Origin of the sequence: Methylobacillus rhizosphaerae (assembly GCF_900187985.1) — a bacterium.
GTDB classification, from domain to species: Bacteria; Pseudomonadota; Gammaproteobacteria; order Burkholderiales; family Methylophilaceae; genus Methylobacillus; species Methylobacillus rhizosphaerae.
This window is the reverse complement of sequence record NZ_FZOA01000004.1, coordinates 1-16,038: the sequence shown is the minus strand read 5'-3', so window position 1 is coordinate 16,038 and position 16,038 is coordinate 1. Positions and strand designations below refer to the sequence as shown.

General features: G+C 50.3%; 22 protein-coding genes and 4 tRNA genes. 25 read left to right on the top strand and 1 reads right to left on the bottom strand.

The window, feature by feature from the left end:
- The first annotated feature begins 1 nt into the window (after nucleotide 1).
- The 17 genes from CHB59_RS05105 (at nucleotide 2) to tatC (ending at nucleotide 11,167) form a co-directional block, all read left to right on the top strand.
- Nucleotides 2-253, top strand: coding sequence for a BolA family protein (locus tag CHB59_RS05105; RefSeq protein ID WP_089375170.1), 252 nt, complete (start codon nucleotides 2-4; stop codon nucleotides 251-253).
- Nucleotides 254-280: 27 nt separating this feature from the next.
- Nucleotides 281-598: a Grx4 family monothiol glutaredoxin gene (gene grxD, locus CHB59_RS05100; protein ID WP_089375169.1), complete on the top strand. Its 318-nt coding sequence runs from the start codon at nucleotides 281-283 to the stop codon at nucleotides 596-598.
- Nucleotides 599-601: 3 nt separating this feature from the next.
- Nucleotides 602-1,873: a UDP-N-acetylglucosamine 1-carboxyvinyltransferase gene (murA, locus tag CHB59_RS05095; RefSeq protein WP_089375168.1), complete on the top strand. Its 1,272-nt coding sequence runs from the start codon at nucleotides 602-604 to the stop codon at nucleotides 1,871-1,873.
- 60 nt (nucleotides 1,874-1,933) lie between these two features.
- On the top strand, nucleotides 1,934-2,578 hold the full coding sequence (gene hisG, locus CHB59_RS05090; protein ID WP_089375167.1) for an ATP phosphoribosyltransferase: 645 nt from the start codon (nucleotides 1,934-1,936) through the stop codon (nucleotides 2,576-2,578).
- Nucleotides 2,579-2,591: 13 nt separating this feature from the next.
- Complete coding sequence (gene hisD, locus CHB59_RS05085) at nucleotides 2,592-3,890, top strand: histidinol dehydrogenase (RefSeq protein ID WP_089375166.1); 1,299 nt, start codon at nucleotides 2,592-2,594, stop codon at nucleotides 3,888-3,890.
- 2 nt (nucleotides 3,891-3,892) lie between these two features.
- The gene (gene hisC / locus CHB59_RS05080) at nucleotides 3,893-4,957 is read left to right on the top strand and encodes a histidinol-phosphate transaminase (RefSeq protein WP_089375165.1); all 1,065 of its coding nucleotides are present in this window, start codon (nucleotides 3,893-3,895) and stop codon (nucleotides 4,955-4,957) included.
- 164 nt (nucleotides 4,958-5,121) lie between these two features.
- Complete coding sequence (gene hxlA / locus CHB59_RS05075) at nucleotides 5,122-5,787, top strand: 3-hexulose-6-phosphate synthase (RefSeq protein ID WP_089375164.1); 666 nt, start codon at nucleotides 5,122-5,124, stop codon at nucleotides 5,785-5,787.
- A gap of 118 nt (nucleotides 5,788-5,905) precedes the next feature.
- The gene (gene hisB, locus CHB59_RS05070; protein ID WP_089375385.1) at nucleotides 5,906-6,493 is read left to right on the top strand and encodes an imidazoleglycerol-phosphate dehydratase HisB; all 588 of its coding nucleotides are present in this window, start codon (nucleotides 5,906-5,908) and stop codon (nucleotides 6,491-6,493) included.
- A 33-nt stretch (nucleotides 6,494-6,526) separates the two neighbouring features.
- On the top strand, nucleotides 6,527-7,171 hold the full coding sequence (gene hisH / locus CHB59_RS05065) for an imidazole glycerol phosphate synthase subunit HisH (protein WP_089375163.1): 645 nt from the start codon (nucleotides 6,527-6,529) through the stop codon (nucleotides 7,169-7,171).
- 20 nt (nucleotides 7,172-7,191) lie between these two features.
- On the top strand, nucleotides 7,192-7,935 hold the full coding sequence (gene hisA / locus CHB59_RS05060) for a 1-(5-phosphoribosyl)-5-[(5-phosphoribosylamino)methylideneamino]imidazole-4-carboxamide isomerase (RefSeq protein ID WP_089375162.1): 744 nt from the start codon (nucleotides 7,192-7,194) through the stop codon (nucleotides 7,933-7,935).
- Nucleotides 7,932-8,690, top strand: coding sequence for an imidazole glycerol phosphate synthase subunit HisF (gene hisF, locus CHB59_RS05055; protein ID WP_089375161.1), 759 nt, complete (start codon nucleotides 7,932-7,934; stop codon nucleotides 8,688-8,690). The genes hisA and hisF overlap by 4 nt, the downstream gene beginning before the upstream one ends.
- Nucleotides 8,687-9,079: a phosphoribosyl-AMP cyclohydrolase gene (hisI, locus tag CHB59_RS05050; protein ID WP_089375160.1), complete on the top strand. Its 393-nt coding sequence runs from the start codon at nucleotides 8,687-8,689 to the stop codon at nucleotides 9,077-9,079. Before hisF ends, hisI begins: the two co-directional genes overlap by 4 nt.
- Nucleotides 9,072-9,392 carry a phosphoribosyl-ATP diphosphatase gene (locus tag CHB59_RS05045; RefSeq protein ID WP_089375159.1) on the top strand — a complete coding sequence of 107 codons (321 nt, stop codon included), beginning with the start codon at nucleotides 9,072-9,074 and terminating at the stop codon, nucleotides 9,390-9,392. Before hisI ends, CHB59_RS05045 begins: the two co-directional genes overlap by 8 nt.
- A 32-nt stretch (nucleotides 9,393-9,424) precedes the next feature.
- Nucleotides 9,425-9,763, top strand: coding sequence for a histidine triad nucleotide-binding protein (locus tag CHB59_RS05040; RefSeq protein ID WP_089375158.1), 339 nt, complete (start codon nucleotides 9,425-9,427; stop codon nucleotides 9,761-9,763).
- Nucleotides 9,764-9,780: 17 nt separating this feature from the next.
- Entirely contained in the window at nucleotides 9,781-9,999 is a 219-nt protein-coding gene (gene tatA / locus CHB59_RS05035; RefSeq protein ID WP_089375157.1) for a Sec-independent protein translocase subunit TatA, read from the top strand.
- A gap of 17 nt (nucleotides 10,000-10,016) precedes the next feature.
- Nucleotides 10,017-10,439, top strand: a complete 423-nt coding sequence (tatB, locus tag CHB59_RS05030; protein ID WP_089375156.1) for a Sec-independent protein translocase protein TatB — start codon at nucleotides 10,017-10,019, stop codon at nucleotides 10,437-10,439.
- On the top strand, nucleotides 10,436-11,167 hold the full coding sequence (gene tatC / locus CHB59_RS05025) for a twin-arginine translocase subunit TatC (RefSeq protein ID WP_089375155.1): 732 nt from the start codon (nucleotides 10,436-10,438) through the stop codon (nucleotides 11,165-11,167). Before tatB ends, tatC begins: the two co-directional genes overlap by 4 nt.
- A gap of 17 nt (nucleotides 11,168-11,184) precedes the next feature.
- On the opposite strand, the gene CHB59_RS05020 is transcribed toward tatC, so the two are convergent.
- The gene (locus CHB59_RS05020) at nucleotides 11,185-12,351 is read right to left on the bottom strand and encodes a Do family serine endopeptidase (RefSeq protein WP_089375154.1); all 1,167 of its coding nucleotides are present in this window, start codon (nucleotides 12,349-12,351) and stop codon (nucleotides 11,185-11,187) included.
- A 46-nt stretch (nucleotides 12,352-12,397) separates the two neighbouring features.
- Here CHB59_RS05020 and CHB59_RS05015 point away from each other — a divergent pair, with 46 nt between their 5' ends.
- The 8 genes from CHB59_RS05015 to tuf all read left to right on the top strand — a co-directional run bounded on the left by CHB59_RS05015 (nucleotide 12,398) and on the right by tuf (nucleotide 16,037).
- The gene (locus CHB59_RS05015) at nucleotides 12,398-13,144 is read left to right on the top strand and encodes a Nif3-like dinuclear metal center hexameric protein (RefSeq protein ID WP_089375153.1); all 747 of its coding nucleotides are present in this window, start codon (nucleotides 12,398-12,400) and stop codon (nucleotides 13,142-13,144) included.
- A gap of 165 nt (nucleotides 13,145-13,309) precedes the next feature.
- On the top strand, nucleotides 13,310-13,909 hold the full coding sequence (locus CHB59_RS05010) for a glutathione S-transferase N-terminal domain-containing protein (RefSeq protein WP_089375152.1): 600 nt from the start codon (nucleotides 13,310-13,312) through the stop codon (nucleotides 13,907-13,909).
- Between the two features lie 9 nt (nucleotides 13,910-13,918).
- Nucleotides 13,919-14,341 carry a ClpXP protease specificity-enhancing factor gene (locus CHB59_RS05005; protein ID WP_089375151.1) on the top strand — a complete coding sequence of 141 codons (423 nt, stop codon included), beginning with the start codon at nucleotides 13,919-13,921 and terminating at the stop codon, nucleotides 14,339-14,341.
- 15 nt (nucleotides 14,342-14,356) lie between these two features.
- Nucleotides 14,357-14,432: transfer RNA gene (locus tag CHB59_RS05000), tRNA-Thr, on the top strand.
- A gap of 62 nt (nucleotides 14,433-14,494) precedes the next feature.
- Nucleotides 14,495-14,579, top strand: a tRNA-Tyr gene (locus CHB59_RS04995).
- A gap of 39 nt (nucleotides 14,580-14,618) precedes the next feature.
- Nucleotides 14,619-14,694 (top strand) — tRNA-Gly (locus CHB59_RS04990).
- 18 nt (nucleotides 14,695-14,712) lie between these two features.
- Nucleotides 14,713-14,787, top strand: a tRNA-Thr gene (locus tag CHB59_RS04985).
- A gap of 59 nt (nucleotides 14,788-14,846) precedes the next feature.
- A complete protein-coding gene (gene tuf / locus CHB59_RS04980; protein WP_089375150.1) occupies nucleotides 14,847-16,037 on the top strand; it encodes an elongation factor Tu in 1,191 nt (396 codons plus the stop codon).
- Nucleotide 16,038: the final 1 nt, after the last annotated feature.

Genomic DNA, 16,038 nt, shown 5'->3' with positions numbered 1-16,038 from the left:
CATGTTGAGTGCTGAAACATTGAAAGGCTATATTGCCCATGGACTGCCATGTGAGCATGTGCAGGTAGTGGGGGATGACGGTCAACATTTTGAAGCATTGATCGTGAGTCCCCTGTTTGAAGGAAAAAATATGGTGCAGCAGCACCAGTTGGTTTATCAGGCGCTGGGTGACCGCATGCATGAGGAAATTCATGCCTTGTCCATGCGTACATTCACACCTGCAACCTGGGCAAAGCTCAATGCTGCGCTTTGATCGTTATCAGGAAAATTAAGGAAAGACATGGATACACAGGAATTAATCAAGACTCAGGTCACCAGTAACCCGGTAGTGCTGTACATGAAGGGTAGCCCGAAATTCCCGCAATGCGGATTTTCCGGGCTTGCAGTACAGATTCTGCATGCATGCGGCTTGAAGGACTTTGTTGCCATTGATGTGCTGGCTGAGCCGGCGATCCGCGAAGGCATCAAGACATACGCCAACTGGCCGACCATTCCTCAACTTTATATCAAGGGTGAGTTTGTAGGTGGCGCTGACATCATGCGCGATCTGTACCAGCAAGGCGAATTACAGAAACTGTTGCAGGAAGCCCAGGCCTAGAACGTGGATAAGTTAGTCATCCAGGGCGGCGTCCCTCTGAACGGTGAGATATCAATTTCTGGAGCAAAAAATGCGGCATTGCCGATTTTGTGCGCGGGCCTGCTGACGGCTGAAAAGCTGAACCTGGGTAATGTGCCACAATTGCATGACATTACCACGATGCGCAAATTACTTGAGCATCTTGGTGTCAGGATTGAGCAGCAAGGCGACAATCAATTGAGCCTGGATGCCTCCGGCATTCATACCTGGGAAGCACCGTATGATATGGTCAAGACCATGCGGGCTTCCATTCTTGTTCTGGGACCATTGCTGGCACGTTTTGGTCATGCACGCGTGTCGTTGCCGGGTGGCTGTGCCATAGGGTCGCGGCCAGTCGATCTGCACATCAAGGGACTGCAGGAAATGGGCGCCGAGATCCATATTGAACATGGCTATATCGAGGCCAAGGTGGACAAGCTGCAGGGTGCGCGCATTTTCATGGATATGGTGACGGTGACCGGTACGGAAAACCTCATGATGGCGGCAGCGCTGGCCGAAGGAACCACCATACTTGAAAATGCAGCTAAAGAGCCTGAAGTGGTCGACCTGGCGGAATGCCTGATAAAGATGGGTGCCAGCATCGAAGGCGCTGGCACTGACGTTATCACCATTACCGGTGTTGCAAAATTGCATGCTGCTGATCATGATGTGGTGTGTGATCGTATTGAGGCTGGTACTTACATGGTGGCAGCTGCCATGACAGGCGGTGAAGTGCGATTGAATAATGTCCGGGCTGATCTGTTGGATGTAGTCATTGATAAGTTGCGCGAAAGTGGCGCAACGGTTGAACATGATAGTCATAGCATTATGGTGCGTAGCCAGGGTGTGTTGCAGCAGCCCGGTACTTTGAAGTCAGTGAGTATTCGCACTGCTCCGCATCCGGCTTTCCCGACAGATATGCAGGCGCAGTTCATGGCATTGAATACAGTGGCTGACGCGGTGGCCACCGTGACGGAAACGATATTCGAGAATCGCTTCATGCATGTGCAGGAAATGCAGCGGCTGGGTGCCAATATCGAGGTGGAAGGAAACACAGCGATTGTGCGTGGCAGCGAGTTTCTTGAAGGGGCCACCGTCATGGCCACCGATTTACGGGCTTCAGCCAGCCTGGTGCTGGCTGCCCTGGTTGCACGAGGTGAAACCGTGATTGAGCGAATTTACCACCTGGATCGTGGCTATGAGCAGCTGGAAGCCAAGCTCGGACAGCTTGGTGCGCGAGTGCAGCGAATTAAATAAATGAATTGAGAGCCTGTATCGTAATTGCAAGCTCTGTATTGATAACCAAGAAAGATAGCAATGATTACTATCGCCCTATCCAAGGGTCGTATTTTCGAGGAAACCACGCCATTATTGGCGGCGGCAGGGATTACTGCGCTTGAAGACCCGGAAGCTTCGCGCAAGCTGATCCTGTCCACGAATCGTCCTGATGTCCGACTGATTATCGTGCGTGCTACAGATGTGCCGACTTATGTGCAGTATGGCGCTGCCGATCTGGGTATCGCCGGCAAGGATGTACTGGATGAACATGGCGGGGAAGGGCTGTACCAGCCATTGGATTTACAGATTGCAAAATGCCGGATGATGGTCGCGGTGCGCGAGGATTTTGATTACTTTGGCTCCCTGCGCCGTGGTGCGCGCTTGAAAGTGGTGACCAAATACGTCAAGACCGCACGCGAGCATTTTGCCGCCAAAGGGATGCATGTGGATTTGATCAAGCTTTATGGCTCTATGGAGCTGGGACCGCTGGTAGGCCTGGCAGATGCCATTGTCGACCTTGTCAGCACGGGAGGCACCCTGCGCGCCAATAACCTCAAGGCAGTGGAAGCCATTACTGACATCAGTTCACGCCTTGTGGTGAATCAGGCTTCACTCAAGCTCAAGCGTGATACGCTTCAGCCTATCATGGACGCATTTTCCCAGGCTGTGGCAGCTAAACAATAATCGGGTTGGAATCATGAATATCAGACGTTTTTCTACGAGTAATGCCAGTTTTGATCAGGATTTGAAAGCGCTGCTTGCGTTCGAGACAGCGCAGGATGACAGTATTGATCAGGTCGTTGCGGACATTCTGCGTAATGTAAAAGGGCGTGGTGATGCCGCAGTCCTGGAGTATACGCAGCGCTTTGACCGCCTGGATGCGCAATCCATGACCCAGCTGGAAATCAGCAAGGCTGAGTTGCAGGCCGCACTGGATGGCTTGCCTGCTGCAGAGCGCGAGGCGTTGCAACAGGCAGCACAGCGGGTGCGTGACTATCATGAAAAACAACTGATGTCCTCCTGGAGTTATACCGAGGCGGATGGCACATTGCTGGGTCAGCAAGTGACAGCACTGGACCGGGTTGGACTCTATGTGCCAGGCGGCAAAGCGGCATATCCTTCCTCCGTGTTGATGAATGCTATTCCGGCGAAAGTGGCTGGCGTGCAAGAGTTGATCATGGTAGTGCCGACTCCCGGCGGTGAAAGAAACCAGCTGGTGTTGGCTGCCGCTGCTGTCTGTGGTGTTGATCGCGTATTCTGTATTGGTGGTGCCCAGGCAGTGGGCGCACTGGCTTATGGCACCGAAACTGTGCCCCAGGTGGATAAAATCGTAGGTCCGGGCAATGCCTATGTTGCTGCTGCCAAACGTCGCGTATTTGGCGTGGTGGGTATCGATATGGTAGCCGGCCCTTCCGAGATTCTCGTGATTTGCGACGGTAAGAGCAATCCAGACTGGGTGGCGATGGATTTATTCTCACAGGCAGAGCATGACGAGCTTGCGCAGGCGATTCTGCTTTCGCCAGATGCTGCTTTTCTTGATGAAGTACAGAAAAGTATTGAGCGCCTGATCGAGGAAATGCCACGCAAGGAAATTATTCGTACTTCATTGCAGAACCGCGGTGCCTTGATCAAGGTGAATGACCTGGACCAAGCAGCTGAAATTGCCAATTATATTGCGCCGGAACATCTGGAATTGTCAGTGGAAGAGCCGCTGGCATACAGCAAGAAAATCCGTCATGCCGGTGCCATCTTCATGGGGCGCGATACTTGCGAAGCATTGGGCGATTATTGCGCCGGCCCAAACCATGTGTTGCCTACATCACGTACCGCACGTTTTTCTTCACCCTTGGGCGTGTATGATTTCCAGAAACGCTCCAGCCTCATCATGGTGTCCAGTGAGGGTGCGCAGACACTGGGGCGTATTGCGTCGCGGCTGGCTTATGGTGAAGGCTTGCAGGCACATGCACGGTCCGCGGAATTCAGGTTGAAGGATTGATCTTGAGCAAATTCTGGAGTGCTGTTGTGCATGAGCTGACTCCCTATGTCCCGGGAGAGCAGCCCAAGGTAGCCAACCTGGTCAAACTCAATACCAATGAAAACCCTTATGGCCCCAGCCCTAAAGTATTGGCTGCGCTTGAGGCTGAGGTGGGTGATGGACTGCGCCTGTACCCTGACCCTGCTTCAGATCGTGTGTGCATGGCGGTTGCGGATTTCTACGGAGTGACTCCTGCCAATGTATTTGTCGGCAATGGTTCTGATGAGGTGCTAGCCCATACATTCAATGCTTTGCTCAAACATGAAGCGCCTATCCTGTTCCCGGATATCACGTATAGTTTCTATCCCGTTTATTGCGGTTTGTATGACATCGCTTACCAGACCATTGCATTGGGCAGCGAATTTGAGATCAAGGTGGATGATTATTTCCGCCCCAATGGCGGCATCATTTTCCCTAATCCCAATGCGCCTACTGGCCGCGCCTTGCCATTGGGTGAAATCAAGCGCCTGCTTCAGGCCAATACGGAATCAGTGGTTGTCATTGATGAAGCGTATGTGGATTTTGGGGCAGAGTCGGCAGTTGGATTGATTCAGGATTATCCTAATTTGCTGGTAACACATACTTTGTCAAAAGCACGTTCTCTGGCAGGGTTGCGTGTCGGCTATGCGATCGGTCAGGCCCCTTTGATCGAGGCCTTGAATCGGGTCAAGGACAGTTTCAATTCTTATCCCTTGGATAGATTCGCCATTAGTGGTGCAGTTGCCGCAATAGAAGACAAGGATTATTTCGAAGACACTTGCCGCAAAGTCATACGCACGCGGGAGCAGCTGATTACAGAAATGCAGGTACTAGGATTTACCGTGTTGCCATCTGCGGCCAACTTTATTTTTGCGCGTCATGCAGAACATGATGGCGCCAGTCTGGCAGCCAGTTTGCGTGAACGCAACATTATCGTACGTCATTTCAGCAAGCCGGAACGGATCAACGAATTCCTGCGGATTACCATCGGTACGGATGCGCAGTCTCAAGCGCTGATACATGCGCTGAGGGAAATATTGTCTGCCTGATTGTGGCGTTTCCGACACCACACGACATTGATTTTTCAATAAATTAAGAGAATAGTGCGCCATTACTTCCCTTAATCTGTGGAAAAAATGTATCATAGCGCGGTCAGTACATCATAATTCTGTAATTAAGCGGAGGAAGCATCGTGGCAAAACCATTAGTTCAAATGGCATTAGATTCACTAGATTTCGATCAGACTGTAGCGTTAGCTACGACTGTTGCACCACACGTTGATATTCTGGAAATCGGTACTCCTTGTATCAAGTACAATGGTATCAAGTTGCTGGAAACCCTGCGTGCGAAGTTCCCTAACAATAAAATCCTGGTTGACTTGAAGACCATGGATGCTGGCTTCTACGAAGCTGAGCCATTCTATAAGGCAGGTGCTGATATTGTGACTGTATTGGGTACAGCCGATATCGGTACTATCAAAGGCGTGATTGACGTTGCCAACAAATATGGCAAAAAGGCACAGATCGACCTGATCAACGTTGCTGACAAGGCTGCGCGTACTCGCGAAGTTGCCAAACTGGGCGCACACATCATTGGTGTGCACACAGGTCTGGATCAACAAGCTGCTGGTCAGACTCCATTTGCCGACTTGGGCCTGGTTTCAGGCTTGAATCTGGGTGTGGATATTTCTGTTGCTGGTGGCGTGAAGGCGACAACTGCCAAGCAGGTGGTTGATGCTGGAGCGACTATCGTGGTAGCGGGCGCAGCTATTTACGGCGCTGCTGATCCAGCTGCAGCTGCAGCTGAAATCAGTGCTGCTGCAAAGGGTTCACAAAGCAGCGGTGGACTGTTCGGTTGGTTGAAGAACTTGTTCAGCTAATTGAAATTCTGCAGCATCTACAAGGGTGTTGCCTGAGTCCGTCTGAAAACCGCTGCATGACTGTGTCTACTGTTTTGCAGCGGTTTTGATTTTGTTTTTCATGATTTGAATGGTGACCATGCGTAAAGCTGAAGTAAGTCGCGATACTCTAGAAACCAAGATTGCCGTTTCCATCAATCTGGATGGCACAGGTGTGTCCAAACTGCAGAGTGGGGTCGGTTTTTTTGACCACATGCTGGACCAGATTGCCCGTCATGGCATGATGGATATCAGTGTTGCCTGTCAGGGTGATTTGCATATTGATGCCCATCATACTGTCGAAGATGTGGGTATTGCCTTGGGACAGGCATTCAAGCAAGCATTGGGCGACAAAAAAGGTATACGCCGATACGCACATGCCTATGTACCGCTGGATGAAGCATTGTCACGTGTAGTGCTGGACATTTCTGGCCGTCCGGGGCTTGAATTCAACGTGGAATTCACTCGTGCACGTATTGGTGAATTTGACGTGGATTTGGTGCGCGAATTTTTCCAGGGTTTTGTGAATCATGCGGCAATTACATTGCATATAGATAATTTGCGTGGCACAAATGCGCACCATCAGGCAGAAACGATTTACAAAGCGTTTGGCCGTGCTTTACGTGCAGCGGTTGAGCTTGATCCGCGTATGGCGGGTATAATGCCTTCAACCAAGGGTAGTTTATAAGTCTTTTTTCGGGGTTTGCCCCCTTCTTTTATCATGATAGATATAGCCGTTGTTGATTATGGCATGGGTAATTTGCGCTCCGTGTCCAAGGCATTGGAGCATGTTGCACCCCACCAAAATGTCGTAGTGACCAGTGATCCCAAGCAGATTGCAGCAGCAGCGCGCGTGGTATTTCCAGGCCAGGGCGCGATGCCTGATTGTATGCGCGAACTGGATGCCAGAGGACTGCGCGATGCGGTCATTACGGCGGCAGCCGAAAAACCATTCCTGGGGATATGCATCGGGTTGCAGCTCCTGTTTGAACACAGTGAAGAGGGAAATGCAGCGGGGCTGGGTATCCTGAAAGGCCAGGTCAGGCGTTTTGCCGCGGCTCAGATGCATGATGCAGAGGGCGGCAAGCTCAAGGTGCCGCATATGGGCTGGAACCAGGTGTATCAACGCCAGGCACATCCTCTCTGGCATGGTATCGAGAATGGTGAGCGCTTCTATTATGTGCATAGCTATTATGTCGTGCCGGATGATCGCGGCCTGGACGTTGGCTATAGCGAATATCCTCAACAATTTACCAGCTGTATTGCGCGCGGCAATGTATTTGCTGCGCAATTTCACCCGGAAAAAAGCCAGCATTCCGGGCTTCAGCTTCTTTCTAACTTCGTCCAGTGGGACGGAGTGTTTTAATCGTCAAACTCTGAAATAACATGCTGATAATACCTGCTATCGACCTGAAAGATGGTCACTGTGTTCGTTTGAAACAAGGTCTGATGGAAGATGCTACCGTATTTTCCGAAGATCCCGGCGCCATGGCCCGTCACTGGGTTGACCAGGGAGGCAAGCGCTTGCACCTGGTGGATCTCAATGGTGCTTTTGCCGGCAAGCCGGTCAATGAAGGTGCCATCAAGGCCATTGTCCAGGCAGTTGGTAATGACATCCCCATTCAGCTTGGAGGGGGTATCCGGGATCTTGAGACGATTGAGCGTTACCTGGATAACGGTATTAGTTATGTGATTGTCGGGACCGCTGCTGTAAAGAACCCCGGATTCCTACATGAAGCTTGTTATGCATTTCCCGGACAAATCATGGTGGGCTTGGATGCTAAAGACGGCAAGGTTGCTGTCGATGGTTGGTCCAAACTGACGGGACATGACGTCATTGATCTGGCCAAGAAGTTTGAGGATTACGGAGTAGAGGCCGTGGTATATACCGATATTGGACGCGACGGTATGTTAACCGGCGTCAATATCGAGGCGACGGTTGCTCTGGCACAAGCATTGACGATTCCTGTGATTGCAAGTGGCGGGGTGACTAATCTGGATGACGTACATCGCCTGGTTGCAGTGGAAAGTGAAGGCGTTATTGGTGCGATTACCGGACGTGCTATTTATGAAGGCACATTGAATTTCACTGAAGCGCAGAGTCTGGCTGATGAGTTGAGTCGGGCATGAGTTTAGCTAAGCGCATTATTCCTTGTCTGGATGTGACCGGTGGTCGCGTTGTTAAAGGCGTGAATTTCCTGGAGTTGCGCGATGCAGGTGATCCGGTTGAAATTGCCCGCAGGTATGATGAGCAGGGTGCTGATGAGCTTACATTCCTTGATATAACAGCCAGTTCGGATGATCGGGGCCTGATTCTCGATATCATTGAGCAGGTGGCTTCTCAGGTATTTATCCCATTAACTGTGGGTGGTGGCGTACGTGCTGTGGAGGACGTTAGGCGTTTGCTGAATGCGGGTGCGGATAAAGTCAGCATCAATACAGCTGCAGTTACGAACCCCCAACTGGTTGCTGATGCTGCCGGGCGTTTTGGTTCACAGTGTATTGTCGTGGCGATTGATGCCAAGCAGGTGGGCGATCATTGGGAAATCTTTACCCATGGCGGCCGCAAGCCAACCGGGCTGGATGCTGTTGAATGGGCCCGGAAAATGGTAGCGCTTGGTGCCGGTGAGCTGCTGGTGACCAGTATGGACAGGGACGGTACCAAGACGGGATTCAATTTACCATTGAATCGTGCAATCAGTGAAGCTGTGGACGTGCCTATCATTGCCTCAGGTGGGGTCGGAAACCTGATTCATCTGGTTGAGGGTGTGAGAGAAGGTGGCGCTGATGCTGTTCTTGCTGCGAGTATTTTCCACTATGGTGAATACACGGTGCGCCAAGCCAAGGAATATATGCGCGAGCAAGGAATCGAGGTGCGTCTATGAGTGGGACGTGGCTGGATAAGGTCAGTTGGAATGCTGACGGCCTGGTGCCTGTGATCGCGCAGGAAGTTGGCAGCAATAAAGTATTGATGTTTGCCTGGATGAACCGCGAGGCGTTGAGTCTGACTGCGGAGACTGGCCAGGCTGTGTACTGGTCCCGTTCCCGGAAGCGGCTCTGGCATAAAGGTGAAGAGTCAGGACATGTGCAGAAGGTGCATGCAGTGCACCTGGATTGTGATGAGGATGTCATTCTCATTACGGTGGAGCAGGTGGGAGGTATTGCATGCCATACTGGGCGCCATAACTGCTTTTTCCAGAAGCTGGAACAAGATCAATGGGTGATTGACCAAGAGGTCGTAAAAAATCCTGAGGATATCTACCATCATGAGTGAAGTACTGGATAGGCTGGCTGATTTGCTGGAGCAACGCAAGGGGGCCGATCCGCAAAGCTCCTATGTTGCCAAGTTGTATGCCAAGGGCATTGATACCATCCTCAAGAAAGTGGGTGAGGAGGCAGCAGAAACCATTATTGCCGCCAAGGATGGAGATACTGAAAAGATTATCTATGAAACCGCAGACCTTTGGTTTCATAGTATGGTAATGTTGGCTCATGTGGGGCTTAGGCCTCAAGATGTATTGAAGGAGCTGGCCCGACGGGAAGGATTGTCAGGGCTTGAAGAAAAGGCTTCCCGGCCAACAGAGTGAGATGGCAATATTTGGAGTTGGAGTAATTCTTGATGAGTGCGGATTGTATTTTTTGCAAGATTGTTAACAACGATATTCCCTCAAAAAAGATTTATGAGGACGAGGATGTCATCGCATTCCATGACATCCGGCCAATTGCTCCTACACATTTGTTGTTAGTGCCCAAGATTCATATTGATAGTCTTGCCGATTGTGGACAGAGGCATCAGGCTTTACTGGGTAAAATGTTATTGCTGGCCCCCAGGCTGGCCAGTGAATCTGGTCTCAAGGGTTTTCGCACTATGATCAACACTGGACGGGAAGGCGGCCAGGAAGTTTTTCATATCCATATACATGTATTTGGTGGTGGAGAAACATTGCCAAAAGTTTGATATTCGGGAGAGCAGTCATGGGAACATTCAGTATTTGGCACTGGTTGATTGTGTTGGCAATCGTAGTCTTGATTTTTGGTACCAAGAAATTACGGAACATCGGTGGTGATGTAGGCGGTGCGGTTAAGGAATTCAAGAATGCTGTGAATGAGGGTAAGTCTGCGCCTGCTTCTCTTGACGACGACGTCAAGGGGAATACAGTGGAAAATGATGTGCGACAGCATGAAAGGCATTAAGCCGGAGGATTTGCTTCGTGTTTGATATTGCCTTTTCCGAACTGGTGGTTATCGCTGTCGTGGCATTGATTGTGATCGGGCCAGAGCGGCTTCCTAAAGTCGTCCGTACTGTGGGTCTGTTGCTGGGACGCATGCAGCGCTATGTCAATGATGTGAAATCTGAAATCAACCGTGAGTTGCGTGTTGATGAATTGCAGCGTTTGCAGACAGATGTCAAACAAAGCCTGCAACAGGCAGAGAACAGTATGCACGATAGCGTGTCTGCTATCGAAAAGGAATTACAGGGCATTGCTCAGCTTTCCCAGGAGGAGCAAGACAAACTGGCGAAAGATATGATTGTAAGAACTGCGCCCCCGGCTCCTCGGCAAGTAACGCGCAGGGAAACGGCTCCGCAACAGCCAGACCAAGAATCCCAACCTCCTGGCGGTACTACGAATTGAGCACCACTGATACTTTTATTTCCCATATGATTGAATTGCGTGATCGCTTGTTGCGCATCATCATCGGGACTGTACTGATTACGGTTGTACTTTTTCCATTCGCCAATGAAATCTATCAGTTTCTTGCCAGCCCATTATTGAATAGTCTCCCACTGGGTGGGCAGATGATTGCCACGGATGTGACAACGCCGTTTTTTGTTCCCATGAAAGTGGTATTGCTGGCGGCATTCATGATTTCCTTGCCACATACCTTGTATCAAATCTGGGCCTTTGTCGCACCAGGGTTATATGCACATGAGCGCCGATTGATTGGCCCCTTGGTGTTTGCCAGCACATTGCTTTTCCTGCTTGGGATGGCATTTGCTTACTACCTGGTTTTCCCGGTGGTGTTTGGATTTATTGCCCATACTGCCCCGGAAGGGGTGGCCGTCATGACCGATATAGGTAAATATCTGGATTTTGCAATGACACTGTTTATTGCTTTTGGCCTGGCATTTGAAGTGCCAGTTGCCGTGATCCTGCTGGTCAGTGCAGGCGTGGTCAATGTGGCGACTTTACGCGGAGCCCGCTCCTATGTCATTGTCGGGGCATTTGTCATCGGTGCCATCTTTACTCCGCCTGATGTGATTTCTCAAGTGATGCTGGCAGTGCCGTTGTGGGTGTTATATGAAACTGGCATTCTGGTAGCCAGCCTGCTGCAGAGAAGAAACCAGCAACAGCTCCACTGAGTTTTAACTTAGCGTTATTAATTCAGCTCTCTTCCCCGGGTGCTTCGTTGCACTGGCCGTGTTCCGATCGTGATCGGGATTTCAATCTCAGTCTGACTGCGTGCAATCTTGAATATGACTTTCTTCTCTGGTTTCAGGCCTGAGATCACATTAAGCATAGTGGAGCTGTCCTGGACTTCATGACCATCAATTCCCAGCAGGATATCTCCAGGCCGTAATCCGGCCTGGTCTGCCGGGCCGCCGCGTACCACGCCAGCAACCAGTGATCCGCGCACTTGCTTCAATTTGAACGATTCTGCCAGCTCAGGTGTGATATCTTGTGCTTCAATACCAATCCAGCCGCGGATAACACTGCCTTTACGAATAATCTGCTCCATGACTTGCTTGACCAGGCTGACCGGGATGGCAAAACCAATACCCATGGAACCACCATTGCGTGAATAGATAGCGCTATTGATACCGACCAGATTGCCTTCTGTATCGATGAGGGCACCACCAGAGTTGCCGGGATTGATGGCAGCATCGGTCTGGATGAAGTTTTCGAAAGTATTGATACCGAGATGATTGCGGCCAAGGGCGCTGATGATACCTTGAGTGACAGTCTGCCCGACACCGAAAGGATTGCCGATCGCGAGTACTACATCGCCGATATTGAGAGTGGCGGGTTGGGCGAAGGTGATAGCTGGAAGATTACGGGCATTGACCTTGAGAACAGCCAGGTCTGTTTCAGGGTCGGTGCCGACAATGCGCGCGGGCAGGGTTCTGCCATCAGCAAGTGCGACTTCGATTTCGTCTGCGGCTTCAACGACATGATGGTTGGTAAGTATTAACCCCTGGCTGTTAACAATGACACCTGAGCCGAGGCTGTTTTCCCGTTGACTTTGTTGTTCTTCAAATTGCTCTCCGAAAAAGTGACGAAATAATGGATCATCCATAAAAGGATTCTCGGAGGATTGATTGACCTTTTTGGAGGTGAAGATATTCACGACACTGGGCATTGCCGCCTGGGCTGCATGACGGTAAGAACCTGGTTGCACATTATTTATTGCAGGGATTGATGCTTCTTTGATCGGAGCATTGGTGTCGCGTAGCTGTAATAGCTGCGGATGAAATAGCTGTACGACAAAAAGGGCAGCAAGACTGATAGTGACAGTCTGTGCAAAAATAAGCCAAAGTTTACGCATGTTGGGTTCGACTTAGTGCGAATCTAAAAATATTGGAGAATGATGAATGAAACTAAAAGAGCTTGTTGATTATACCGGACAATTCCTGGAGGTAGATCGCTTCAAGGATTATTGTCCTAATGGTTTACAGGTTCAGGGGCGCAGCGAAGTAAATAAAATAGTGAGTGGTGTAACAGCCAGCATGGACTTGCTTGAGGCGGCAAGAGATGCGCAGGCGGACGCCATTCTTGTGCATCATGGATATTTCTGGCGCAATGAATCTCCTGTGATTGCTGGCATCAAACATAAGCGTCTTAAGTTCTTGTTGCAGAACGATATCAGTTTGTTGGCATACCATCTGCCTTTGGATGCGCATCGTACGCTTGGCAATAATGCCAGGATCGGACAAGTGCTGGATCTTGTCATTGAAGGTTGGACAGGTGAGCAGGGTCTGATAGCGTATGGATGTTTGCCGCATGAGACGACACTGGAAAGCTTTGCTGAGCATCTGGGAGCGCGATTGTTGCGCGAACCCCAGATATTTGGTGAGAAAAATCGCAAAGTGAAGCGTGTTGCATGGTGTAGCGGGGGTGCGCAAGGATATTTTGAAACGGCTATTGCGCTGGGCGTTGATGCCTATATCAGCGGGGAGGTATCGGAGCAGATATTTCATCTGGCGCACGAAACTGGAGTTGCCTATATTGCTGCCGGGCATCACGCAACAGAACGGTACGGCATTGCGGCTCTCGGCAATCACCTGGCATCAGAATTCGGGGTGGAACACGAATTTATTGATCTGGATAATCCAATATAACTAACTGATTTTAATCATTAAAATTAAGTTTTTATTCCCTTTTTATTACGAATTATGTAGAATCTCGCCTTTACTTTAGTGGCCGGCTCTTTGTCTGGCTGCGAACCTATTCTTAATCCGCCGGTAGATGGTTGTACCGGGATGCTAGACGCGAGACTATTAATTATGATGACCTTGTATTCAGGTACTACCTGCCCGTACAGCCACCGTTGCCGTATTGTACTGTTTGAAAAAGGCATGGATTTCCAGGTAATTGATGTGGATATGGCAAACAAGCCGGAAGATTTGGCAGTCATTAATCCACATAATGCCGTGCCCGTTCTCGTTGAGCGTGATCTGGTGCTTGAGCAGGCCAACATTATCAATGAATATATTGATGAGCGTTTCCCGCATCCACAATTGATGCCTGCAGATCCTGTGATGCGGGCTCGCGCACGCTTGTTCCTGCATAACTTTGAAGATCAATTGTTCCGGCATATTGCGGATATTGAATCTGGAAATACCAAGACTGCAGACAAGGCGCGCGCAACTATTCGCGACAACCTGACCCAGATTGTGCCGTTGTTCAGTCGTCAGGAATATATTCTTGGTGATGAATTTTCCATGCTGGATGTAGCGATAGCGCCATTGCTCTGGCGTTTGGGGCATTACGGAATCGAACTGCCCAAGCAAGCTGCCCCTTTACTTAAATACGCAGAACGTATATTCTCTCGCCCTGCTTACATTGAAGCGATGACACCTTCTGAGAAGGCAATGCGCAAATAAGGAGTGGAAATGAGCGAAATTACCTCTACCAAACCTTACATGGTGCGTGCCATTCATGAGTGGTGTACAGATAATGGTTTGACTCCCCATCTTCTGGTTGAGGTTGATTCACAAACACATGTGCCTATGGCATATGTGAAAGATAACCAGATTGTGCTGAATATCAATTTTAGTGCAACAAAGGGTTTGCAAATCGAATCTGATGCTGTTATATTCTCAGCCCGTTTCAACGGTGCGTCGACAGACATATATGTGCCGATGAAAGCAGTACGCGGAATTTTTGCGCGTGAGAATGGACAGGGCATGTTTTTCGAGGTTGAGCCTGAAGGCTCTCCTGATGAAAAGGGTGCTGCAAATAGTGGGTCGGCTGGTGAAAGTGCCATGCCTGATGCGCCAGTAGTAAAGAAGCCCTCGTTGAGAGTGGTGAAGTAAAACAGTTTTGGTCGTGCCGGATTAGCTCAGTTGGTAGAGCAGCGCACTTGTAATGCGAAGGTCGTCAGTTCGATTCCGACATCCGGCACCATTTCTTCTGTAAAATGTGTTGACATCTTTTTTTGGTGTACGCATAATCCCGGGTTCTGCGATGGAGGGGTGGCCGAGTGGTTAAAGGCGACGGACTGTAAATCCGTTCTCTCTGAGTACGAAGGTTCGAATCCTTCCCCCTCCACCAGCATAAATTTGGAGCCAGGGTGTGTTTCTGGCGAGATGCGCGGGTGTAGCTCAGTTGGTAGAGCACTTGCCTTCCAAGCAAGATGTCGCGAGTTCGAACCTCGTCGCCCGCTCCAGTGATCAGAAAAGAATTTGCCCATGTGGCTCAGTGGTAGAGCACTCCCTTGGTAAGGGAGAGGTCGCGGGTCCGATTCCCGCCATGGGCACCATTTGGTGCTGGGTCAAAGGCACTCTATTAACTTGATGGAATCGGTTAAAGGAAACAGAAATGGCAAAAGGTAAATTTGAGCGGACGAAACCGCACGTAAACGTGGGAACGATTGGTCACGTTGACCATGGCAAGACCACCCTGACAGCGGCGATCACCACAGTACTGACCAAGAAATTTGGTGGAGAAGCGAGAGACTACTCCCAGATTGACAATGCGCCAGAAGAAAAGGCACGTGGTATTACCATCAATACCTCCCACGTAGAATACGAAACCGAAACACGTCACTACGCACACGTTGACTGTCCAGGCCACGCCGACTATGTCAAGAACATGATTACCGGTGCAGCCCAAATGGACGGCGCCATCCTGGTATGTTCCGCAGCTGACGGCCCAATGCCTCAGACTCGTGAACACATCCTGCTGGCTCGTCAAGTTGGCGTACCTTACATTGTTGTCTTCCTGAACAAGGCTGACATGGTGGACGACGCAGAACTGCTCGAACTCGTTGAAATGGAAGTTCGTGAGTTGTTGTCCAAATACGAATTCCCAGGTGATGACACCCCAATCGTCAAAGGCTCCGCTAAACTGGCCCTTGAAGGCGACCAATCCGAAATTGGCGAACCAGCTATCTTCCGTCTGGCAGAAGCCCTGGACAGCTACATCCCAACACCAGAGCGTGCAGTGGATGGTGCCTTCCTGATGCCAGTTGAAGACGTATTCTCCATCTCTGGTCGTGGTACCGTTGTGACCGGTCGTGTAGAACGCGGCATCGTCAAAGTAGGTGACGAAATTGAAATCGTTGGCCTCAAGCCAACCCTCAAGACCACCTGTACTGGTGTTGAAATGTTCCGCAAACTGCTCGATCAAGGTCAAGCAGGCGACAACGTAGGCGTATTGCTGCGTGGTACCAAGCGTGAAGAAGTTGAACGTGGTCAAGTGCTGTCCAAGACAGGTTCCATCAAGCCCCATACCAAGTTCACAGCTGAGATCTACGTATTGGGTAAAGATGAAGGTGGTCGTCATACCCCATTCTTCAACGGATACCGTCCACAATTCTACTTCCGTACTACCGACGTAACTGGCGCAGTTGAACTGCCTGCTGGTACCGAAATGGTAATGCCTGGTGACAACGTCTCCATCAGCGTAGCACTGATTGCACCAATCGCGATGGAAGAAGGTCTGCGCTTCGCGATTCGTGAAGGTGGCCGTACCGTTGGTGCCGGTGTCGTCGCTAAAGTTATTGAGTAAT